Raw genomic sequence first — 21283 nt, forward strand, 5'->3', positions numbered from 1 at the left:
ATTTTTTCACTTTGTGATTTTAAATCGTCAAATTGATTATTTCTTATAGACCAAAATACTCCTATTACTCCCAGTAGAGCAATTAATACAGCTAAAGGAATTAAAAATAATAATACTCCCATAAAAACTAATTAAATATTATTTTCTACTTTCCACTTCTCAAAGTATGTTATGGCTTTGGATATTTGTAAATCTTTTTTATTTTGACCTTTATTGATTTTTATCTCTGGAAATAGGCCAAAATTAATATTCATTGGTTGAAAGTTTTTACTATGAGACTCATCTGTAATATAATTCATTAATGAGCCTATTGCAGAGTTGCTATCTATTAATGGAGTTGGCTTATTTGCTAATTCATACGCAAAATATATTCCTGATAATAATCCTATGGCTGCACTTTCAACATAACCTTCAACTCCTGTAATTTGTCCTGCAAATTTTATTTTAGGATTAGTTTTTAAGCTCAAGTTATTAGCCAAAACTTTCGGACTGTTTATAAAGGTATTTCTGTGTATACCACCTAACCTAACAAATTCAGCATTTTTGAGCCCTGGAATAGTCTTAAAAACTCTAATTTGTTCATTGTATTTCATTTTTGTTTGAAAACCTACTATATTATAGAGTGTACCTTGTCTATTATCTTGTCTAAGTTGTACTACTGCATAAGCTCTAGAATTTGTTTTGGGGTTTGTTAACCCAACTGGTTTCATTGGACCAAACCTTAATGTGTCTTTACCTCTTTGAGCCATAACTTCTATGGGTAAACAACCATTGAAATAAGGCGTATTTTTTCCCACTCTTTAAATTCAATTTTTTCAGCACATATTAAATTTTCAATAAATTGGTAATATTCTTCTTCAGTTAAAGGGCAATTTATATAATCTTTACCATCACCTTTATCATATCTAGATTGAAACCATGCTACATCAAAATCTATGCTATCCTTAGTTACAATAGGAGAAATAGCATCGAAAAATGCTAAAAAGTCGTAGTTCTGACAAATTTGCTGTATTCTATGAGTGAAAATTTCTGAAGTAAGTGGACCTGAAGCAATTATAGTATTTCCATCAGGTATATCATCTACTCTTTTGCGTATTACATTTATGTTTGAAGTTTGATTAATTTTTTCTTCTATTATCTTCGAGAATAATTCCCTATCAACTGCTAAAGCTGAACCTGCAGGAACTTTAGATAAATCAGCTGCACTCATAATTAAGGAATCAAGCTTCCTCATTTCTTGATGAAGCAACCCTATTGCCACTTTAGGATCATCTGAACGTAAAGAATTAGAGCACACTAATTCTGCTAAATTAGATGTTTTATGAGCAAAAGTACTTTCAATACCCCTCATTTCATAAAGGTGAACTTTCACTCCTCTTTTGGCAAGTTGCCACGCAGCCTCACACCCAGCTAGGCCAGCTCCAACAATTTCAACTTGCATGCTATAAAATTATTTAGCTTCGTCTTTTTTCTCTTTATCTTCAGCTGAATTATCATCTGAAATTTCTTCTTGCTCCTCATCTTTCTCTTCTACTCTTCCTGCAATTGTTAAGATTGTAAAATTACTTTTATCCACAGGTACTACACCATTTGGTAATTGAATATCATTAATGTGGATGTTTTTTCCAATTTCAAACCCTTCAATATCTATCTCTAAATATCCTGGTATATTTTTTGGTATACAGTTAAGACTTATGTATTTTTTAACTACATTTAATATACCACCTTTTTTAATTCCAGGTGATTTATCTTGGTTTATCACTTTAACTCTTACATCAACTTTAATTGAAACATTATCCTTTACTAGTTGAAAATCCACATGAATAGGATTATCAGAAACAGGATCTATTTGAACATCCCTAGGAATAACCTTTAGTGATTTTTTGCCAAGTTTTATACTTACCAACTTAGATAGTAAATTTCCTTTATGATATTCTTTTAAAAAATCTTTATATACCAAGTTAATCATATGATTTTCGCCAAATCCATAAATGATTGCAGGCAACTTGCGATCTCTTCTTAAAGCCCGAGAATTACCAGTACCTGATCCTTTTTTTTCTTCACCTGCTAATACTAATTCTACCATAAATTTATAACCCTAATATTTTTATAAAAGACGATATATTTTATATATTACCCAAGATTTTTTTTCAATAAATATTTTATGAATTTTGGGGGGATAAAAATTATATATCTAAAAAACGATAAGTATTAATTTAATACCAAATAATATATTGTGAAAATTAACTATTTAAAATTACTATTTCATCAGCAGAAGTTTTGTCATTCTTAGTTATTAAAGTATATTCAACTTTTTGATTTTCATGAAGTTCATCTATTCCTGAATTTAAAATTGCTGAACTATGAACAAAAACATCTTTTTTGCTATCGTTAGGAGTTATAAAACCATAACCCTTTGTAGAATTGTACCATTTAACAGTTCCTATTTGTCTCATTTGTAACCTTTAATATATTAATTTATTGATTTTAATATTATTAAAATCTCTATTTAAGTGCTTACTAAAATAAAAATAACTAATAATACTATGCATTTATTAAATACATATTCACAACATATTATATTATATCCGTAAAAACAAGCAATGAATTCACTTTTATGGAAATAATCTTAATAATTCCATTATATCTATTAAAATAGTAATGACTTAAATGGATTAAAATTTATATTTATAACCTTTAGACAGTCTTGTAACAACCAATTGAAAAATTTTCAATTATTTATTATTCATAACAAGTAACTTATCTGATAAGTATCAGTATTTCCTTAATTAGGAGTGACTATTTATTTAAATAAATTTTAATAATATTTGATAATAATTTTATAGCTTTATCATATGGCCTTTGAAAACTATTTCTTCCGATAATGGATCCATTTCCACCACCATCATTGATATCATGTATTTCTTTGTATATTTCGTCTTCTGTTTTTGCAGTACCACCAGAAAAAATAACTAATCTTTTGCACGAAAAAGCTGCTTGCATAATATGTTTAATGCGATTACTTAAATTTTTATAATCACTAGCATTTTTTGAATATATTTCTGCTACAGATTCTGTTTCTATTACTTCAGAAGGCGGCTTTACTTTTATAATATTAGCTCCTATTAATGCAGCAATATGTGCTGCATAAGCAACAATATCTAATGCTGTCTCACCTTTTTTAGTCAAATCACCACCTCTTGCATATGACCAAACAACAGTTGCAAGACCATACGATTTTGCTTCTGAAATCATTTCTGAAACTTCTTCTATCATTCCAAGAGAATCATCAGAACCAGGATATATAGTAAAACCAATAGCTGTACATCCTAAATGAATAGCATCTTGAATATTTGCTGTAATAGATTGATTGGGATCACTTTTTCTGCTAATCAAGGAATTTGAACTATTAGCTTTAAGAATTAATGGAATTGTTCCACGAAATTCGTCTGAAATCGCTTCGAGCATTCCTTTAGGAGCAGCATAAGCATTTAAACCTGCATCTAAGGCTAATTTTATATGATATTCTGGATCATAAGCTGATAAATTTGGAGCAAAGCTTTTAGCTGGACCATGTTCAAAGCCTTGATCAACTGGCAAAATTAACATCTTACCAGTGCCAGCTAATTTCCCACTCATTAATATTTTTACTATATTTGATTTTACAGCAGGAGACTCACTTTCATAATTCTTTAAGATTTGCTTTATTTTATCAGTTAAGTGCATATCAATTATGTTTAAATTTTTTTAGATGCTATTTGAAACTTAATATATTTTCAATATAAAATATAGCAAATTAATTTGTAAATTTTATTGAATATGTGCTGTTGACTTATCTACACCAGTTAAAAAATTCCACATAAGTTTTGAGAGCTCATGAGCACCTTCAATCGCATCTTCTTGATCTTTTTTTGAATTTAATTTCTTTAACAAGCCTAGGCACTCTTCAGAATGCCATTCATCTGCATTAATATGTACGTTAAAAAACTTTATTGTTTCTTCATCATTAATGCCATAAAATTTTGACAAACCCATAATTTTAGATTTTGCAACTTCAGGAATTTGATATTCATAAGCATATAAACTTCCCAAACCTTTTGCATAAGAAGATCTAGCAATATTTAAAAATTCATCTATTAAATCTTTTGTTTCTTGATTTAATTTTACACTTTTTACATCTTTTGAATCCACTCCTAAGCCATTAGAAAATTTTAACCACAAATCCGGATGACTGTTTTCTTTGTCTTCTTCCTCAATTAAATTTCCTAACAAAACTTGCCTATTTTCTAATTCATTACAATTAGAATGTATAGCGCTAATACACCTAGGAAAAGCTTCTACATGATGAAAATATTGCTTTGAATATTCCTTTAAAACTTCCTTATTTAATTCACCATTAGACCATTTGTTATAAAAAGGATGTTTTAGCAAATGAAACGGTTTGATTTTCTGAAATAAAGTGCTAATAAAATTTTGCATCAAATCCATTATATTTTATTAAATAATCAAGTAAGAATTATATTATAATCACTTAGATAATATCAACTGTTTTTTTAATTCTTTTGTCTTTAAAACTATACTATCAAATATGAATACTTTTTCCAACTGCATTCAAAACAGATTCATGAATGGCTTCAGAAATTGTAGGATGTGGAAATATAGTGCTCATTAAATCTAGTTCAGTACCTTCTAGTTGTTTCGTAAGAACTAAGCCATAAATCATTTCAGTTACCTCAGGGCCAATCATATGAGCTCCTAGTAGCTCCCCTGTTTTTTTATGAAAAATTGTTTTGATAAAACCATTAGTATCTCCAAGGGCTAAAGCTTTACCATTTGCAATCAAAGGAAAGTTTCCAACGTTTATATTATCTTTACCATATTCACTTGCTGCTTTTTCTTGCGTCAATCCTACACTTGCAATTTGAGGATGGCAGTATGTACATCCTGGAATGTTTAAATGATTTATAGGTTTGGGATTTTTACCAGCTATATATTCTGCAGCTAAAACTCCTTCATGACTGGCTTTATGAGCAAGCCAAGGCGGAGCAACGACATCACCTATTGCATAAATATTATTTTCATTAATACGCAAAGATTTATCGGTCAATATATATTTTTTATCAGAGATTTTTACATTAATTTTTTCTAAACCTATATCTTCGATATTTGCACTCACTCCTACTGCTGAAATAACAGCATCAAATGAATCGTTATAATTTTTATCTTTACTGGATATTTCAAAATTAATAACGTCTTTTTTGATAGAGAAGTTATTAATTTTTGCTGAAGTTAAAATTTGAATACCTTCTTTTTCAAATGCTTTTTGAGCAAATTCAGAAATTTCACTATCCTCATTAATTATAATCCTATCTGCAATTTCAAGAATCGTGACTTTTGAACCTAAAGCATTATAAAAACTAGCAAATTCAACTCCGATAGCACCACTTCCAATAACTAATATTTTTTTAGGTAACTTTTTTGGCAATAACGCTTCTCTATAGCCCATTATTATTTTGCTATCACTAGGAGAAAGCCCTTTTAAAAATTTAGGTTTTGCTCCAGTTGCAATAATAATATTTTTGGCAGTCACTTTAGTAGAATTGTTTCCTTTTGTAACTTCAATACAATTTTTATTTAAAAATCTTCCGTAACCTTCAATAATTGAAATTTTATTTTTATTAAGTAGATGACTGATTCCATTTGATAGCTTATTTGCAACATCTCTTGATCTTTTAATTACTTTATCAAAATCTACTTTAAATCCTTCGCAGTTGATTCCAAATTCTTTGGCATTTTTTATGTAATGTAATATTTCGGCTGTGCGAAGAAGAGCTTTTGTAGGAATACAACCCCAGTTTAAACATACTCCTCCTAAATTTTCTTTCTCGATAATCGCAGTTTTCAATCCTAATTGAGAAGCTTTTATAGCTGCAACATAACCACCTGGACCAGAGCCAAGTACGACAACATCATATTCAAAATTTTGCATATTTATTTGCTCCTTAATATAAATTTAATAACATATCATTAAAGATGGATTTTCAATAAACTCCTTTAGAGTATTTAAGAAAATGGAACCAGTAGCACCATCCACCACTCTATGATCACAAGACAATGAGACATTCATCACTTGCTTTTTAACTATATTGCCATTTTTATCAAACATAGGTGTTTCTCTAGTGTTACCTATGGATAGTATACAAGACTGAGGTGGGTTTATTATTGCGTAAAAAGATTTTATAGAGTACATACCCAAATTGGAAATGCTAAAGCTTCCGCCCTGATATTCCTCAGGTTTAAGTCTTTGTGATTGTGCTTTTTTTACAAGCTCTTTTACTTCTCTAGATATTTGAATCATATTTTTTCGATCAGCATTTTTTACAATAGGGGTCATAAGACCATCTTCTATAGCGACTGCAACTGAAATATCTACACTACCAAATTGAATTATTTTATCTCCATACCAAGCAGAGTTTACCTTTGGATTTTTATTCAGTGCCAATGCTGAAGCTTTGATTAGCATATCATTTATGGATATTTTAAATTCTGGTTTTCCATTTTCATCCAATGGAGCAGAAGAGTTTATATCCTTTCTAAAATCCAGGAGCTTATCCACAACACATTCTACATCTAAATAAAAATGAGGAACTTGCTGCTTTGATTCCACCAATCTATCAGCAATAACTTGCCTCATACCTGAGATAGGCACTTCTTTATCAGCCTGAGGAACATATGTTTGAGAAACACTTGATGAATTACCTTGAGATAAAAAGCTTTCAATATCATACTTCACAATTCTACCTCTAGGTCCTGATCCTTCAACTTTTGAAATATCTATCTTTTCCTGTGCAGCTATTCTCCTTGCGAGTGGAGATGCAAATATTCTTTTATCACCGCTATTTTCTTCTACAGCAATATTCGCTGATTTTTCTTCAGTAGGTTGCTCTGCCACCTCATCTTTCTTTGTGGGTTCTTGAGTTTGAGGCTTTTTGCTTTCAATTTCAGCAATTGCAGCATCTTTATCTTCTCCTTCTTCTGCAATGATAGCAATCAAATCGTTGACTTTAACATTTTTTGTCCCCTCAGAAACTACAATTTTTGCAAGTATCCCGTCGTCAACAGCTTCCACTTCCATTATCGCTTTATCTGTTTCAATTTCTGCAATTACTTCTCCTGATTCAACAGAATCACCTTCTTTTTTTAACCATTTTGCTAAATTGCCTTCTTTCATTGTTGGTGACAATGCTGGCATTAAAATTTCAATCGCCATAAATTATTGTATGTGTTTAATTAAGTCACATTAGCATATTATTATATAGTCTCCAATAAATAATACATTTTTGTCATTGTGAACTAAAATGCTCAACCTCTTGTGATTAGAAGTGAACACGCTCTCTCCCTCGTCATTGCGAGGATGTGATAGCATCCGCGGCAATCCACCGTACTCCTCCATTGTCATTGCGAGTGAATGCAGTGAAGCGTGGCAACCCACTATCCCATCGTCATTGCGAGGATGCGCAAGCATCCGTGGCAATCCAGAAAAAATAAAAACATTTAGTTTACAACTTGCAACTAATTCACTACTATTAAAAACTAAATTATCATAATGATTAAGCTATGAATATTCATGAATACCAGGCGAAAGAGATTTTGAGAAAATATGGTCTTGAGTTGCCTGAAGGCCTGCTTGCAACTAATGCTGATGAAGCAGTTGATGCAGCTTCCAAAATCAAATCTAACGTATGGGTGATAAAGGCTCAAGTTCACGCAGGAGGAAGAGGTAAAGCAGGTGGTGTTAAACTTGCAAAAACTCTTGATGAAGTGAGGGACTACACTTCAAATATGATCGGCATGAAGCTATTTACACCTCAAACAGGTACGGAAGGCAAGCTTGTTAGAAAAGTGTATGTGGAAGCAGGTAGTAATATCAAAAAAGAATATTATATCTCTGTCGTGCTTGATAGGGACAATAATTGCATCACAATTGCAGCATCCACAGAAGGTGGTATGGAAATTGAAGAAGTTGCAAAGGAAAGCCCTGAGAAGATTATTACTGCTCAGGTAGATTTCACAATCGGGATTCAAAATTTTCACATAGCTAAGCTTGGTTTTGGCATGGGACTTGATAAAGTTCAGCTTAAGAGCTTTGCTAAAGTTGTTAGAGCTTTGTATAAATCATTTGTTGAAACAGATGCAAGTCAGATCGAGATAAATCCTTTGATCGAAACAGAGGATTCAAAATTTATTCCACTTGATGCGAAATTCAACTTTGATGACAATGCTCTTTACAGGCATCCTGACATTGAAGCTATGAGAGATATTCACGAAGAAGATCCACAAGAAGTGGAGGCCAAAAAATATGACTTAAGTTATGTTAAAATGGATGGTTCAATCGGCTGCATGGTAAATGGAGCAGGTCTTGCAATGGCAACTATGGATATCATTAAGCTATATGGCAAAGAACCAGCTAACTTCCTTGATGTAGGAGGAGGAGCAACAACAGAAAAAGTTACAGAGGCATTTAAAATTATTTTATCTGATAGCAGCGTAAAAGGCATTTTGGTAAATATTTTTGGTGGCATTATGAAATGCGATATCATTGCAAATGGCATTGTAACTGCAGCTAAAGAAGTTCAAATAAATGTTCCAGTTGTTGTAAGACTTGAAGGAACAAATGCCGAAATGGGTAAAAAGATTTTACAAGAATCAGGTTTGAAGCTTGAGGCAGCAAATGATTTAGAAGATGCTGCTAAGAAAATTGTAAATGTAGTAAGTTAAGGAGAGGTTATGTCAGTTTTAGTAAATTCACAAACAAAGGTTATCTGCCAAGGTTTTACAGGTGCTCAAGGAACTTTTCATTCTGAGCAAGCAATTCAATATGGAACAAAAATGGTAGGAGGTGTAACCCCTGGCAAAGGAGGTTTAACTCATTTAGGATTGCCAGTTTTTAATACTGTTGAAGAAGCTGTGAAAAAAACAGAAGCAAATGCATCAGTAATTTACGTGCCACCACCATTTGCTGCAGATTCAATCCTTGAGGCAATTGATACTAAGCTTGAGTTAGTAGTATGTATTACTGAAGGTATTCCAGTTTTAGATATGCTAAAAGTAAAGAAGGCTTTAGCAAATTCAAAAACTAGATTAATTGGGCCAAATTGTCCTGGTATCATTACACCTGATGAGTGCAAAATTGGTATCATGCCAGGTTACATTCATAAAAAAGGAAGTGTTGGTATAATTTCAAAATCTGGCACATTAACTTACGAAGCTGTGCACCAAACTTCAGTTTTAGGACTTGGACAATCTACCTGTATTGGAATAGGTGGTGACCCAATAAATGGGACTAGTTTTATAGATGCACTTGAATTATTCTTACATGATGACGAAACCAAATCGATTGTTGTGATCGGTGAAATTGGTGGAGCTGCAGAAATTGAGGCAGCACATTATATTAAAAATCATAAAATCAAAAAGCCAACTGTGGGATTCATTGCTGGTAGAACTGCTCCTCCAGGAAAGAGAATGGGCCATGCTGGGGCAATCATTTCTGGTGGTGATGACACTGCAGAAGCAAAAATTGAAGCAATGAAGAGTGCTGGAGTTGCCGTTTCTATGTCTCCTGCTGAAATTGGCAAAACAATGTATGAATTGCTAAGCTAGAGATTTTTTATCTGGATTGCCACGAGCATCAAGATGCTCTCGCAATAACAATAATAAAGAAAGCTTATTCTACTTTGATAAAAATAATTCTTGAAGTTCACCACTCTTATACATTTCTTGCACAATATCACAACCACCAATAAATTCCTGATTCACATATAGTTGTGGAATTGTAGGCCAGTCTGAATATTCTTTTATACCCTGCCTTAATTCCTCATCTTCTAAAATATCAACTCCAACAAATTTAACCTTTAAAATATTCAGAATATTTACAACAGCTGCAGAAAATCCACACATCGCCATTTCAGGCGTACCTTTCATAAATAAAACTACATCGTTTTCTTGTATTAAACTTTTGATTTTATTTTGTATATTCTGATTCATAAATTACCTTTAACGTTATTTAAGTTTTAAAAGTTTGGATTGAAAGTGCATGTAAATCAGTACCTAAGCAATCCTTTAAAATTTCATGTACTAATTTATGCTGATTAACCCTAGAAAGTTTATTAAATTTTTCTGAAGTGATTTTAACTTGATAATGATTATTATCTCCTACTGTATCAACTAATTCTATTTTAGAATTAGGAAAACCATTTGCGATAGCTTTATATAAAGTATCATATTCTATAGGCATAATTATTTTACTCTTTCTATATATTTTAATTCTTTAATATCAATAACTACCTTATCACCTTGATTTATAAATGGAGGCACCATAATTCTAGCTTCATTCTCTAAAATTGCAGGTTTATAAGAAGAGGTAGATGTTTGGCCTTTTACAACTGGTTCACATTCTTTTATAGTAACTTCAGCTGATGCTGGTAGGTATGCTAACAATGCTTCGTTATCATGCATTTCTAATGTTATGTCCATACCTTCTTTTATGAATGGTAATTGATCTCCTAAAAGTGATTTATCTATGCTTTTTTGTTCAAAAGTTTCTTGATCCATAAGAATAAGAAAATTATCTTCTTGATATAGAAATTGATATTTTTCTTGATCTAATCTGATCTTTTCTACATCTTCAGAGCTTCTAAATCTATGGTTTGTTTTTGTACCCGTTTTCATTTCTTTCATTTCAACCTGTATATACGCTCCACCTTTACCAGGTTGTGTGTGCATTGTTTTTGATACAACAAAAAACTTGTTGTCGTGTGATATTACATTTCCAATTTTAATATCATTTGCGTTAATTTTCATTTTAGTACCATAGTTGTTTTTATTAGAAATACCTATTATTTCATAGTATTAAATTTTAAGAGATGGTTTTTTTATAATTGAAATCACGATAGAACTCAATACAAAAATAACAATAATTAGTATAGATATATAATTCGAAAAATGTATACCAAAAAATCCTAAAATCATTTTTATTCCAATATAGATAAGCATATATCCTATTCCATGCTTTAGATATTGAAATTTTTGAACAGCATTTGCCATAATAAAATACATAGATCTTAAACCTAAAATTGCAAGTATATTTGAGCTAAATGCTATAAATGAATTTTTTGTAATTGCAAGAACTGCTGGTATTGAATCAAGTGCAAATACAAGATCTGCCTTTTCAATTACTAATAATGCTAGGGCAAGTGGTGTAATGAAAAGTTTGCCGTTTTTGTAAAAATATAAATTTCCATTAGACTGACTATTAGAGTAATTAAAACGTTTTTTAATAAATTTTAATATAAAATTATTTTGTAAAGAATCTGATTGATTCTCTTCCATTTTTGGTAACTTATAACCACTATAAATTAATATTAGACCAAATGGTAAGAATAACCATTCAAACATCTGGATAATATAAAGGCCAAAAATAATCATAATTAACCTAAATATTATAGCACTTAGTACGCCAATAAATAGAACTTTATGTTGATACTTAGAATCAATTTTAAAATATTTGAAAATAATTATGAATATAAATACATTGTCTATACTAAGAGATAGCTCAATACTATAAGCTGTAATATACTCTATTGCCATATCAATTCCAGCATAGAAATATATAAATATACCAAATGAAATTGCAAGTGCAATCCAGGTTGCAGATAAGAATACCGCACTTTTAAGACTCATATTTTTTGAATTTCTTAATGATATACCAAGATCAATAAAAACAGATATAAGTACAATTATTATTAAAAAAATCCAACTTTGAGTGGAGAACATAAGCGCTAGTTATAATATATTTATTTTAAAAATTCAGTCATCTAAATACAATATACTATATAACTAGCTTATCTAAATATTATTTTGAATCTTTATTTTTTTCTTCATCTACTTCTTCATATTCTGCATCAACAACTTTTTCATCTGCATTTGTATCAGATTGATCTGCAGAATTATTATTTTCAGAACTTGCTTGTTCATCTCCTGCTTGTTGTTGTTCATTGCCATAAACTTGCTGACCAATCTTCATAGATGCTTGAGTTAAGCTTTCAACTTTACTATTAATCTCATCAACATTTTCTGATTCTAAAGATTCTTTTAAGTCTTTAATAATATTTTCAACTTCTTCTTTATCTGCAGATGAAATTTTTTCACCATGTTCTTTTAAACTTTTTTCAGTTGAATGAATTAACGAATCAGCTTTATTTTTAGCTTCAACTAAAGCTTTTTTCTCTTCATCTTTACTTGCATTTTCTTCTGCATCTTTGACCATTTGTTGAATTTCTTCATCTGATAGACCACCAGAAGATTGTATAGTGATTTTTTGCTCCTTACCAGTTCCCTTATCTTTTGCAAATACATGTAATATTCCATTAGCATCAACATCAAATGTAACTTCAATTTGAGCTAACCCTCTTGGAGCAGGTGCTATACCTTCAAGATTAAATTGGCCAAGTAGTTTATTATCAGCTGCCATTTTTCTTTCTCCTTGAAAAACTCTGATTGTCACAGCTGACTGATTATCTTCTGCTGTTGAAAAAACTTGACTTTTTTTAGTTGGTATAGTGCTATTTCTTTCAATTAGTGGTGTAAGAACTCCACCAAGTGTCTCGATGCCAATTGTAAGTGGAGTAACATCAAGTAAAACAACATCTTTCATGTCTCCACTTAACACTGCTCCCTGAACAGCAGCCCCTATTGCTACTACTTCATCAGGATTTACTCCTTTATGAGGCTCCTTGCCAAAAAACTCTTTAACTTTTTCTATTACTTTTGGCATTCTTGTCATACCACCAACTAAGACAACATCGTTAATTTCAGATGCTGAAATTCCTGCATCTTTTAATGCTGCTTTACATGGCTCGATGCTTCTTTTGATTAAATCATCTACTAAGCTTTCAAATTTAGCTCTGGTAATCTTGATATTTAAATGTTTAGGACCAGACGCATCGGCAGTAATATATGGTAAATTTACCTCTGTTTCAAGTGAATTTGAAAGTTCAATCTTTGCTTTTTCAGCTGCTTCTTTTAATCTTTGAAGAGCTAGTGGATCTTTCATTAGGTCCATTCCATCTGTCTTCTTAAATTCATCACATAAATATTGCAATATTTTAAGATCAAAATCTTCACCACCTAAGAAAGTATCACCATTTGTTGATTTAACTTCAAATATACCATCACCAATTTCAAGTATTGAAATATCAAAAGTACCGCCACCTAGATCATATACAGCAATTGTTTTACTTTCTGATTTATCTAATCCATATGCAAGAGCTGCAGCAGTTGGCTCATTGATTATCCTAAGGACTTCGAGTCCAGCAATTTTTCCTGCATCTTTAGTAGCTTGTCTTTGAGAATCATTAAAGTGAGCTGGTACTGTAATTACAGCTTTTGTTACTTTTTCCCCTAAATAATTCTCTGCTGTTTCTTTCATTTTTTCAAGAATCATTGCACTTACTTGACTTGGAGCATAATCTTTATCTCCAATTTTAACCCAAGCATCTTTATTTTTTGCATTAATAATAGAATAAGAAACTTTTTTTGCTAATTCTTTAGTTTTAGGATCTGAAAAAGTTCTGCCAATTAATCTTTTTACAGCAGATACAGTGTTTTTTGGATTAGTAACAGCTTGCCTTTTAGCAGGTTGGCCTACTAATTTTTCTCCTTTTTCAGTAAATGCTACTGTTGATGGAGTAGTTCTTATACCCTCAGCATTTTCAATAACTTTCGGATTTTTACCATCCATTATAGCTACACAAGAATTTGTTGTGCCTAAGTCTATGCCGATTGTCTTGCTCATTTTACTAAAATATAATTTGTTAACTTTTGTAACTTATATAATAATAAATTTTTCTAAGACAAGACTTATTAAGATATTTTTTTCTTATTTTTTTCTACTAATACAAGCAAAACAAAACCAACGATAGCAATTGCTAAGCTGACAATTAAGATTACTAGAGCATTATAAAAATTCTCTACACTATATATAGGGACACCTAAATTATTTTTCATACCATCCCAAAAATGATGTAATATCATACCTATTGCTCTATGTGAAAAATATCCAAATCCCATCATTATCATATTTGCAACAGCTGAAATAAATGTAGCATGTTCAACATGAACAAGTGCCACTGACTTTGCTATAATGAGTATTTGGTAAGAGCAAAAGAACCCTATCACAAAGAACATAAGCTTTAAAGTAATTGGATTTTGTACTAAATTCATAAGCAACACTATAAAGCATGCAAGCATAGCTGCACCGCTAATTATAAGCAATCCATAATATGATTTAATTTTTTCAAAGATAAATCCCATAATAACTAGTCCCACAGCCATTCCTATATATACTAATTGCGTTATATCTCCTGCTTCAGCATTAGTCAATTTATAAACTGTTTTTAAATATGGGTTACTCCATGCATCAGCAAACCCCTCTAGTGGACCTATCATAAAACCACCTAGTATACATACTAAAAATACCATTTTGTTAGAAAATAAATATTTAAAGTCTTTTAAAATTACGTCTAAATTAAATTTTTCATCAGATTTAGTATTTGGTATTATAAAATAACTTAAAGCAGCAAGTATAATTCCTGATAATAAAATGTACTTAAGTGTTTCCTCCCACCCCAAATATAAAATAAATCTTGCAAGTGGGCCACTACCAAATACAGCTCCTAACAAACCTATTGTCACCATCCATCCTAGCATTCTTGGAAATTTCTCCTCACCAAAACCTAAGCGTAAAAGTTTAAAAGCACCAACAGCAGCTCCTGATGAACCTATACCAATCAGTAACCTGCCATAACTTGCTACAGTAAAATTATCTATATATGCCAAGGGAGCAAATCCTGCTACCGCTAATAGTATACATAATGGTATAACTTTTTTTGCATTAAAATGATCTAACATTATTCCAAGTGGTATATGCATTGCAATATAGCCTACGTAATAAATTCCTGCAAAATGGCCAATCTCATTAGCATTCACTTGATACCTACTCATAATATCATCCATTACTATATTTGGGAAAACCCTTTGAACAAATTGATACGCATAAAAAAAAGCAAGCACCAACCATGTGGACCACGCAGCGAGTAAAGAAGACATAATTTATTTATATATTATTACCTAACTGATGGATGATAATTATTTTGTCGATTATTACAAGTATTTTCTTTACTTTTTGCATGTTAATTGCTAGCTATTTAATAAAAAATAAAGTTATAGGCATGCAATATTCAAAAATACAAATTGGTAAAAATCCTCCTGAAGAGGTGAATGTTATTATAGAGATATCTATGAATGCAGGCCCAATCAAGTATGAATTCGATAAAGATCTTGAAGCAATGGTAGTTGATAGATTTATGCAAACAAGTATGCATTATCCATGCAATTATGGATTTGTCCCTCATACTTTATCAGGAGATGGTGACCCTATTGATGTATTAGTTTATACAAACTATCCACTTGCGATTAAATCTGTTATTGCGGCTAAGCCAATAGGTGTTTTGCTTACCGAAGATGAAAAAGGTTTAGATGAAAAGGTGTTGGCTGTACCTACTAATAAAATTGATCCATATTTTCAAAATATTAATAACCATACAGATTTACCAGAAATATTAATCAAAAAGATAGAGCATTTTTTTGAAAGATATAAAGATCTGGAGAATGGTAAATGGGTAAAAGTAAATGGTTGGAAAGACGATAGTTATGCTAAAAAAATAATTCAAGCAGCAATTGATAGGTTTAATGCCACTAAGTAATTGAGGTTATGCTAAAATATAAAATTACATCTTTTTATAAATTTGTAAAAATTGAAAATCTACAATCTTTAAAGGCAGAGTTATTAAATTTTTGCAATAAACATAATATAAAGGGAACAATTATCATTGCAAATGAAGGCATCAACTCAACTATTGCAGGGGATGAAATTTCAATAAATAATTTTTGTACTTTTTTGCAAAAACACACCTTTTTTAAAGATACTAAATTTAAAATCAGCTTTTCTGACATTAGGCCATTTAAAAAGATGAAAGTTAAAATAAAAAGAGAGATCGTGACATTTAATACTAATGAATTAGATATGTCTCAAAAAGGAACTTATTTAAGCTCTAAAGAATGGGATCAATTGATTGCAAAAGAAGATACTATAGTAATAGATACAAGAAATTATTATGAATATGCAATGGGAACATTTAAAGGAGCAATAAATCCACACATTCATCACTTTACTGAATTAGCTGATTGGTTAAAAGGCAGTTTAAAAGAGGGAGATAAAAAAAAGAATATAGCTATGTTTTGCACTGGTGGCATTAGATGTGAAAAATCTACAGTATATTTAAAACAACTGGGATTTAAAAAAGTATATCATCTAAAAGATGGTATACTTAAATACCTAGAAGACAATAAAGAGAACCCAAATTCAGCATGGCAAGGAGAGTGTTTTGTGTTTGATGATAGAGTGAAATACATTTAAATTAATTGAATCTATCAAAAAATACCTCTATAATCTACAATCAACTATTCAGGGTGTATAGTTATGACAAGTGATCTAGAAAAAAGCATATTATATAGTAAAAAAATCTGCTATGAGCATATAAAGCATTTGAATGAATTTAATGCCAAGGAGAGCTTAAGTGTAGAACCCAATAAAACATTGGATATTCAGTCAAGTATGATGTTGGAAGAATTTTGTAATACAAATAATCAAGGACTTCTACCTGAAAACTTCCTTAAATTAGTACAACTAGATAGCTATATATATTAAATATATTTTTTCATATTGAAACTTACTTGATTGCTTGGTTTTTTATTGTTATTTTTTAGCCAGTATTAACACAAGTATTACTTATATATGAATGTTCATAAAATACATTTAAATTTTACAGAAGAGTTAAAAAAAGTATTTGATATTATTTTAAGCAATAATGGAGAATGCAGAATTATAGGTGGATGCGTCAGAGATTATCTAATTGGCAAGACTCCTATAGATTTTGATATTGCAACAACTTTAACTCCAGAAGATATTACCAAGATATTTAATAAAAATAACATTAAGGTTTTTCCAATTGGTATAGAGCATGGAACTGTTTTAGTTGTAATTAATAATTCGAATTTTGAAATTACTACTTTGAGAAAAGATGTCAAATGCTATGGTCGCCATGCAAAGGTTGAATTTACTAATGATTGGAAAATAGATGCTGCAAGGAGAGATTTTACTATAAATGCTATGTCTATTTCACAAGATGGTAAATTATATGATTATTTCAACGGCCAAGAAGATTTAGCACATAGAAAGGTAAAATTTATTGGTAATCCCATTCAAAGAATCAAAGAAGATTATTTAAGAACATTAAGATATATAAGATTTTTAGGATACTTTGGTTTAAAAAATATTGACCATGATAGTTATAAAGTGTCTATAGAAAATATTAAAAATTTAAAACACGTATCTAAAGAGAGAATTAAGAAAGAATTAATTAAATTGTTAGGTTCGAAATTTGTTAAGGATACCCTTATACAGTTAAACAAAGAAAATGTTTTAAAGTTTATTGGACTATCCCAAGTCATTGTAAAACAAGAAATATTAAAAAATATAAACTTTAAAATAGGTGATCCGTTAGTAAATTTAGCAATATTAGTTAATGTAAGTGAAATTCAAACTAAAGATAAGGTAAAGATTTTAAAAGAAGAATTATTACTTTCAAATAAAGAATTTCAAGAAGTTAATTCTCTTACTTCATTTGATAGCCAAAAAGAGTTTAATGATTATTATCATTACAAATACTTATATGAATTTGGTAAGAATATGTACTTGAGATTTCTATTTGTTGTTAATAATTTTAGAAAGGTTATTGAGTATGATAGATTTTTCAATGAAGCATTAAGAGATAATGACTTTATTTTTCCTATAAATGGAAGAGACCTGCAGAAATTAAATATAAAAGATAAAGCCATAGGAAAGTATATCGAAAAAGGTAAGTCACATTGGCATAAAAATAAAAATAATCTTAATAAAGTTGAGCTTATAGAATATATAAAGTCAATTACTTAGAATTAGCTATGTTATTGATGTTAAGTCATATTGGCATTAATTACATCATTATAAATGTGTGATTTACCATATAGGTTATATTAATTTTTTAGAAAAAGTAGTTGTCTGAGAGTATACAATCCTCTTAATCATATTCAATCCAGATCTGAGTGAAGTAACTCCTGATGAATTTTTAAAAATAATACTTAAAAAATCAATTAAGATTTTTGATTTTGCACTACAAAAGCATGAAGCGATAAAAGAAAAATTCTAAAATAGCAATCAGCTTGACTTAAAACTTTATAAATCTCAAAAGAAAGGTGTTAAATCCCTAGGAAACTCTATAAATATGCTTATGCAAAGTTTATCTAAAGATTTATAAAATCAAGCCGCTACAACCTATATATTTATTCTTCTTTATCGCCTATGATATTCAAAGAATTAAGAGCATTAGCATCACCCATATCAGCAGCCTTTTTAAAGCATTCAAACGCCTTTTTATAATCTTTTTTTTATAACCTTGAAAATAAAGAGAGCCTACACTTCTTATAACATTTGCATTATCTAGACTAGCAGCCTTATCAAAATATTTTTCTGCTCTTGCATAATCTTTCTCACCTAAAAGTCCTTGCGCATATATCATACCTAGTGCATATAATCCATTAGCATCATCCATATCAGCAGCCTTCTTGCAATACTCAAATGCTTTTTTATAATTTTTTTCATCTGAGTGCATGTAGCATTTATCTATTAAGATACTGGCTTCATGCACCTTGTTATCATCTGAGTAACAGATTAGATTATAAAAAATTATACTAACTGCACATATATAACTTAAATATTTCATTATTTTATTATACTCATGTACAAACATGTCTAGTTTTTGGTACAGGCTTCTTAACACATTGGGTAGATGGTTTAATATTACCATACATATTGTTAGTACAAACCCATTCATCTTCCCAATATGATTCTAATCTACAATATTTATACTCAGTTCCTGGATTTGTAAAAACCTGTCCAGATGGATTAGGATTACCAGCAAAAGGTCTATTTACCACGCTATCACTAGATAAAGAAGATAACGTGCTAGATGAATAAGGATTTTGGCCTATTGAAGACGAATATGTGGAGCTTGTACTTGGCGCACTCCATCTCCACCTATCTGGATCTGGAGAGGGAGAAACAGTATAACTATGCTTATCCCATGGGCTAGGCTCATCAAAAACACTATAAGCTTCTGCAGCAGGAAACTTAAAAGGATCATTTTCTTTTAGCCATTTATTTCCTGAATTAAGAATAGAGCTCGCATAATCTACTCCATTCTTTAAACTGTCGGTAATAGAGAAGTTTGTTGTTTCCTCAATTATTTTCCTATTTTCACTAGACATATTTTCTTCTATAGCATTGTAATTTGCTAAATTTTCAATAGATAATTGATTATCTGTTTTTTCAGAAAATTGTTACGCTTCTTCTAAAAAATAGTCTGACATATAAACCTTCCTAAAATTAAATTTATTTTTAATCTTAGTAATAAACCTAAAAATATGTAAAGGATTTTTTATAAAAAGATAAGAAGATTATTTTACTATAATCAAAGTGAAATAGATCAAGATCTTCTGCAAAAAATTGCTCAGCCTTTAGCTGATTTTGCAGATGAATTATTAATTAATACTACGGGTGTTTGTCATACAAATCATTACGAGTAAATGTGGGGGATAAACTCTTTTTTTATCCCCATAAAAGCAAAATTGTTCTTTAGGCAAATCTATATTTCACTATTTTTCTATGCACATATTATATTCCTAATATCAAAGCTATAGATAATCATTAATCACTGGCGTATCTTCCGGCATTAATCCACTAATAAAGTCTAAAGATTCACTATAAATAGATACCATGCTATAGCCTAAAGTTAAGCCTCCATTTGACAAAAATTTACCAAAATAATCTAAACTTATAGATTCATATGATAGCTTTAAATACTCTCTCGCTAATATATAGTGCTTTAATGTTGCAATTTCATATCCGCTACTTCTATCGAATTTTGAAACTAAATCAACCAACAAAGAGTTGCTATTCAAAGTTCCACTAGCATAGCAACTTAATCCTACCATTCCTAATCCAATAATAGGATACTTTAATACATTGTATATATAATGAGAATTAATAACTCCTTTATCAATCATCATATTAATCATAAATCCCCCTAAATAAATGTTTAAATTGATCACATAAATTAATTGTACATCGAATACAACTTTAAGTAAATAGATTTAAAAATTGGTACTAAACTATAAAATTTTATTAGATTTATATTGTAAATGGATATGAACCTAAGTATTAAACTGATTTTAAATTAGTTAAATTTCTAATTTTTCACAATGTATCAATTGATTACCATATATTTTTTCAGCCTCTTTTCTAGCATTTAATGCATCTTCTTTTTTTTCGAAAATTCCATAACATGTAGAACCAGATCCACTCATTCTACTTACTAAGCAGTTCTGCTGCATCTTTATAAAATTTAGTAAATCATCCACTATGGTATATTTTCGCCTTACATATTTTTCTAAATCATTTTTACCATTAAAAATCTCATTAATAACAGATTTTTTATTACATATAATTCTTGAAGAAAAATTATTACCTACACAAGAAAAAATATCTTTAGTAATAACTCTTATGACTGGGTTAATAAGCAAAATAAAAATATTCTTATCTAGCTTTATTGGCATTATTTTTTCGCCTATACCTTCTACAAATGCATTTTTATTAATATAAAAAAATGGAACATCGGCACCAATATTATTTGCTATTTCCTTCAATTTCTCAGCATCTAATTTAGGGAAACTATATAGCTTTTCCAATAATTTTAATACTGTAGCAGCATTAGAAGAACCACCTCCAAGTCCTGAAGATATTGGTATATTTTTCTTTATCCTTATATTTACAGTTTTATTTACATTATTTAATTTATTAAGATAATTAACTGCTTTATAAACAACATTATCTACTATTCCATCTCTATCAATTATACAACTTGTATTAGTCGCGTGTTTAATTGTTATATGATCAGTTAAATTTAATAAGCAGAAAAAACTTTGCAAGCCATGATAATTATCTTGTTCTCTACCTACTATATTAAGAAACAAATTTACTTTTGCATGTGATGCAGAATTATACATCACA

General features: G+C 30.0%; 23 protein-coding genes and 1 pseudogene. 6 read left to right on the forward strand and 18 right to left on the reverse strand.

Features of this window, described 5'->3' with window-relative positions:
• The 8 genes and pseudogenes from ccoS to h2es_RS02800 form a co-directional block, all read right to left on the reverse strand.
• Positions 1–122: cbb3-type cytochrome oxidase assembly protein CcoS (gene ccoS / locus h2es_RS07920; protein WP_154511510.1), on the reverse strand; the 122-nt coding region annotated here is incomplete at its 3' end.
• A 50-nt stretch (positions 123–172) separates the two neighbouring features.
• Positions 173–1441 (reverse strand): annotated as a pseudogene (gene trmFO / locus h2es_RS02770) (methylenetetrahydrofolate--tRNA-(uracil(54)-C(5))-methyltransferase (FADH(2)-oxidizing) TrmFO); the annotation flags it as partial.
• Between the two features lie 9 nt (positions 1442–1450).
• Positions 1451–2086, reverse strand: a complete 636-nt coding sequence (locus tag h2es_RS02775) for a 50S ribosomal protein L25/general stress protein Ctc (RefSeq protein ID WP_154511207.1) — start codon at positions 2084–2086, stop codon at positions 1451–1453.
• A 157-nt stretch (positions 2087–2243) separates the two neighbouring features.
• On the reverse strand, positions 2244–2456 hold the full coding sequence (locus h2es_RS02780; protein WP_154511209.1) for a cold-shock protein: 213 nt from the start codon (positions 2454–2456) through the stop codon (positions 2244–2246).
• Positions 2457–2799: 343 nt separating this feature from the next.
• Complete coding sequence (locus h2es_RS02785) at positions 2800–3726, reverse strand: class I fructose-bisphosphate aldolase (RefSeq protein WP_154511211.1); 927 nt, start codon at positions 3724–3726, stop codon at positions 2800–2802.
• A gap of 84 nt (positions 3727–3810) precedes the next feature.
• The gene (locus h2es_RS02790) at positions 3811–4479 is read right to left on the reverse strand and encodes a CADD family putative folate metabolism protein (protein WP_154511213.1); all 669 of its coding nucleotides are present in this window, start codon (positions 4477–4479) and stop codon (positions 3811–3813) included.
• Between the two features lie 103 nt (positions 4480–4582).
• Positions 4583–5989 (reverse strand): dihydrolipoyl dehydrogenase, encoded by a 1407-nt coding sequence (gene lpdA, locus h2es_RS02795; protein WP_154511215.1) that lies wholly within the window; start codon positions 5987–5989, stop codon positions 4583–4585.
• Positions 5990–6013: 24 nt separating this feature from the next.
• A complete protein-coding gene (locus tag h2es_RS02800) occupies positions 6014–7270 on the reverse strand; it encodes a pyruvate dehydrogenase complex dihydrolipoamide acetyltransferase (protein ID WP_154511217.1) in 1257 nt (418 codons plus the stop codon).
• A gap of 347 nt (positions 7271–7617) precedes the next feature.
• On the opposite strand from h2es_RS02800, the gene sucC reads away from it, so the two are divergent.
• Positions 7618–8778 (forward strand): ADP-forming succinate--CoA ligase subunit beta, encoded by a 1161-nt coding sequence (gene sucC / locus h2es_RS02805; protein WP_154511219.1) that lies wholly within the window; start codon positions 7618–7620, stop codon positions 8776–8778.
• A 9-nt stretch (positions 8779–8787) separates the two neighbouring features.
• Positions 8788–9660, forward strand: coding sequence for a succinate--CoA ligase subunit alpha (sucD, locus tag h2es_RS02810; protein WP_154511221.1), 873 nt, complete (start codon positions 8788–8790; stop codon positions 9658–9660).
• Between the two features lie 69 nt (positions 9661–9729).
• Here the strand turns inward: sucD and grxD are convergent, their stop codons facing one another.
• From grxD to h2es_RS02840, 6 genes are all read right to left on the reverse strand, one after another.
• Positions 9730–10044, reverse strand: a complete 315-nt coding sequence (gene grxD / locus h2es_RS02815) for a Grx4 family monothiol glutaredoxin (RefSeq protein ID WP_154511223.1) — start codon at positions 10042–10044, stop codon at positions 9730–9732.
• A 19-nt stretch (positions 10045–10063) separates the two neighbouring features.
• Positions 10064–10294 (reverse strand): BolA family protein, encoded by a 231-nt coding sequence (locus h2es_RS02820; protein ID WP_126044347.1) that lies wholly within the window; start codon positions 10292–10294, stop codon positions 10064–10066.
• A gap of 2 nt (positions 10295–10296) precedes the next feature.
• A complete protein-coding gene (efp, locus tag h2es_RS02825) occupies positions 10297–10860 on the reverse strand; it encodes an elongation factor P (RefSeq protein WP_154511225.1) in 564 nt (187 codons plus the stop codon).
• Between the two features lie 48 nt (positions 10861–10908).
• Positions 10909–11832 carry a TerC/Alx family metal homeostasis membrane protein gene (locus h2es_RS02830; RefSeq protein WP_154511227.1) on the reverse strand — a complete coding sequence of 308 codons (924 nt, stop codon included), beginning with the start codon at positions 11830–11832 and terminating at the stop codon, positions 10909–10911.
• Positions 11833–11911: 79 nt separating this feature from the next.
• Entirely contained in the window at positions 11912–13852 is a 1941-nt protein-coding gene (dnaK, locus tag h2es_RS02835; RefSeq protein ID WP_154511229.1) for a molecular chaperone DnaK, read from the reverse strand.
• Positions 13853–13920: 68 nt separating this feature from the next.
• Positions 13921–15165 carry an MFS transporter gene (locus tag h2es_RS02840; RefSeq protein WP_154511231.1) on the reverse strand — a complete coding sequence of 415 codons (1245 nt, stop codon included), beginning with the start codon at positions 15163–15165 and terminating at the stop codon, positions 13921–13923.
• Positions 15166–15287: 122 nt separating this feature from the next.
• Here h2es_RS02840 and ppa point away from each other — a divergent pair, with 122 nt between their 5' ends.
• The 4 genes from ppa (at position 15288) to h2es_RS02860 (ending at position 18112) form a co-directional block, all read left to right on the forward strand.
• Complete coding sequence (ppa, locus tag h2es_RS02845) at positions 15288–15821, forward strand: inorganic diphosphatase (protein ID WP_154511512.1); 534 nt, start codon at positions 15288–15290, stop codon at positions 15819–15821.
• An 8-nt stretch (positions 15822–15829) separates the two neighbouring features.
• Complete coding sequence (trhO, locus tag h2es_RS02850) at positions 15830–16534, forward strand: oxygen-dependent tRNA uridine(34) hydroxylase TrhO (protein WP_154511233.1); 705 nt, start codon at positions 15830–15832, stop codon at positions 16532–16534.
• Positions 16535–16597: 63 nt separating this feature from the next.
• Positions 16598–16825 (forward strand): hypothetical protein, encoded by a 228-nt coding sequence (locus h2es_RS02855; protein WP_154511235.1) that lies wholly within the window; start codon positions 16598–16600, stop codon positions 16823–16825.
• An 87-nt stretch (positions 16826–16912) separates the two neighbouring features.
• The gene (locus h2es_RS02860; protein ID WP_154511237.1) at positions 16913–18112 is read left to right on the forward strand and encodes a CCA tRNA nucleotidyltransferase; all 1200 of its coding nucleotides are present in this window, start codon (positions 16913–16915) and stop codon (positions 18110–18112) included.
• Positions 18113–18524: 412 nt separating this feature from the next.
• Here the strand turns inward: h2es_RS02860 and h2es_RS02865 are convergent, their stop codons facing one another.
• The 4 genes from h2es_RS02865 to ispE form a co-directional block, all read right to left on the reverse strand.
• Positions 18525–18938 carry a tetratricopeptide repeat protein gene (locus h2es_RS02865; protein WP_195909962.1) on the reverse strand — a complete coding sequence of 138 codons (414 nt, stop codon included), beginning with the start codon at positions 18936–18938 and terminating at the stop codon, positions 18525–18527.
• 13 nt (positions 18939–18951) lie between these two features.
• Positions 18952–19482, reverse strand: coding sequence for a hypothetical protein (locus h2es_RS02870; protein ID WP_154511241.1), 531 nt, complete (start codon positions 19480–19482; stop codon positions 18952–18954).
• A 426-nt stretch (positions 19483–19908) separates the two neighbouring features.
• On the reverse strand, positions 19909–20292 hold the full coding sequence (locus tag h2es_RS02875; protein ID WP_154511243.1) for a hypothetical protein: 384 nt from the start codon (positions 20290–20292) through the stop codon (positions 19909–19911).
• Positions 20293–20454: 162 nt separating this feature from the next.
• Positions 20455–21279, reverse strand: a complete 825-nt coding sequence (ispE, locus tag h2es_RS02880; RefSeq protein ID WP_154511245.1) for a 4-(cytidine 5'-diphospho)-2-C-methyl-D-erythritol kinase — start codon at positions 21277–21279, stop codon at positions 20455–20457.
• Positions 21280–21283 lie beyond the last annotated feature (4 nt).

It is taken from the genome of Rickettsiales endosymbiont of Trichoplax sp. H2, from assembly GCF_009690945.1.
Lineage (GTDB): Bacteria > Pseudomonadota > Alphaproteobacteria > Rickettsiales > Midichloriaceae > Aquirickettsia > Aquirickettsia rohweri.

What these genes read in the sequence shown, in the direction of transcription:
- dnaK (WP_154511229.1), bottom strand. Translation starts at nt 13,852, where the DNA reads ATGAGCAAGACAATCGGCATAGACTTAGGCACAACAAATTCTTGTGTA.
- h2es_RS02860 (WP_154511237.1), top strand. Translation starts at nt 16,913, where the DNA reads ATGAATGTTCATAAAATACATTTAAATTTTACAGAAGAGTTAAAAAAA.
- h2es_RS02855 (WP_154511235.1), top strand. Translation starts at nt 16,598, where the DNA reads ATGACAAGTGATCTAGAAAAAAGCATATTATATAGTAAAAAAATCTGC.
- h2es_RS02780 (WP_154511209.1), bottom strand. Translation starts at nt 2,456, where the DNA reads ATGAGACAAATAGGAACTGTTAAATGGTACAATTCTACAAAGGGTTAT.
- grxD (WP_154511223.1), bottom strand. Translation starts at nt 10,044, where the DNA reads ATGAATCAGAATATACAAAATAAAATCAAAAGTTTAATACAAGAAAAC.
- sucD (WP_154511221.1), top strand. Translation starts at nt 8,788, where the DNA reads ATGTCAGTTTTAGTAAATTCACAAACAAAGGTTATCTGCCAAGGTTTT.
- h2es_RS02785 (WP_154511211.1), bottom strand. Translation starts at nt 3,726, where the DNA reads ATGCACTTAACTGATAAAATAAAGCAAATCTTAAAGAATTATGAAAGT.
- h2es_RS02875 (WP_154511243.1), bottom strand. Translation starts at nt 20,292, where the DNA reads ATGATTAATATGATGATTGATAAAGGAGTTATTAATTCTCATTATATA.
- h2es_RS02830 (WP_154511227.1), bottom strand. Translation starts at nt 11,832, where the DNA reads ATGTTCTCCACTCAAAGTTGGATTTTTTTAATAATAATTGTACTTATA.
- sucC (WP_154511219.1), top strand. Translation starts at nt 7,618, where the DNA reads ATGAATATTCATGAATACCAGGCGAAAGAGATTTTGAGAAAATATGGT.
- h2es_RS02800 (WP_154511217.1), bottom strand. Translation starts at nt 7,270, where the DNA reads ATGGCGATTGAAATTTTAATGCCAGCATTGTCACCAACAATGAAAGAA.
- h2es_RS02870 (WP_154511241.1), bottom strand. Translation starts at nt 19,482, where the DNA reads ATGTCTAGTGAAAATAGGAAAATAATTGAGGAAACAACAAACTTCTCT.
- h2es_RS02840 (WP_154511231.1), bottom strand. Translation starts at nt 15,165, where the DNA reads ATGTCTTCTTTACTCGCTGCGTGGTCCACATGGTTGGTGCTTGCTTTT.
- ispE (WP_154511245.1), bottom strand. Translation starts at nt 21,279, where the DNA reads ATGTATAATTCTGCATCACATGCAAAAGTAAATTTGTTTCTTAATATA.
- h2es_RS02790 (WP_154511213.1), bottom strand. Translation starts at nt 4,479, where the DNA reads ATGCAAAATTTTATTAGCACTTTATTTCAGAAAATCAAACCGTTTCAT.
- h2es_RS02820 (WP_126044347.1), bottom strand. Translation starts at nt 10,294, where the DNA reads ATGCCTATAGAATATGATACTTTATATAAAGCTATCGCAAATGGTTTT.
- trhO (WP_154511233.1), top strand. Translation starts at nt 15,830, where the DNA reads ATGCTAAAATATAAAATTACATCTTTTTATAAATTTGTAAAAATTGAA.
- h2es_RS02775 (WP_154511207.1), bottom strand. Translation starts at nt 2,086, where the DNA reads ATGGTAGAATTAGTATTAGCAGGTGAAGAAAAAAAAGGATCAGGTACT.
- lpdA (WP_154511215.1), bottom strand. Translation starts at nt 5,989, where the DNA reads ATGCAAAATTTTGAATATGATGTTGTCGTACTTGGCTCTGGTCCAGGT.
- efp (WP_154511225.1), bottom strand. Translation starts at nt 10,860, where the DNA reads ATGAAAATTAACGCAAATGATATTAAAATTGGAAATGTAATATCACAC.
- ppa (WP_154511512.1), top strand. Translation starts at nt 15,288, where the DNA reads ATGCAATATTCAAAAATACAAATTGGTAAAAATCCTCCTGAAGAGGTG.
- h2es_RS02865 (WP_195909962.1), bottom strand. Translation starts at nt 18,938, where the DNA reads ATGAAATATTTAAGTTATATATGTGCAGTTAGTATAATTTTTTATAAT.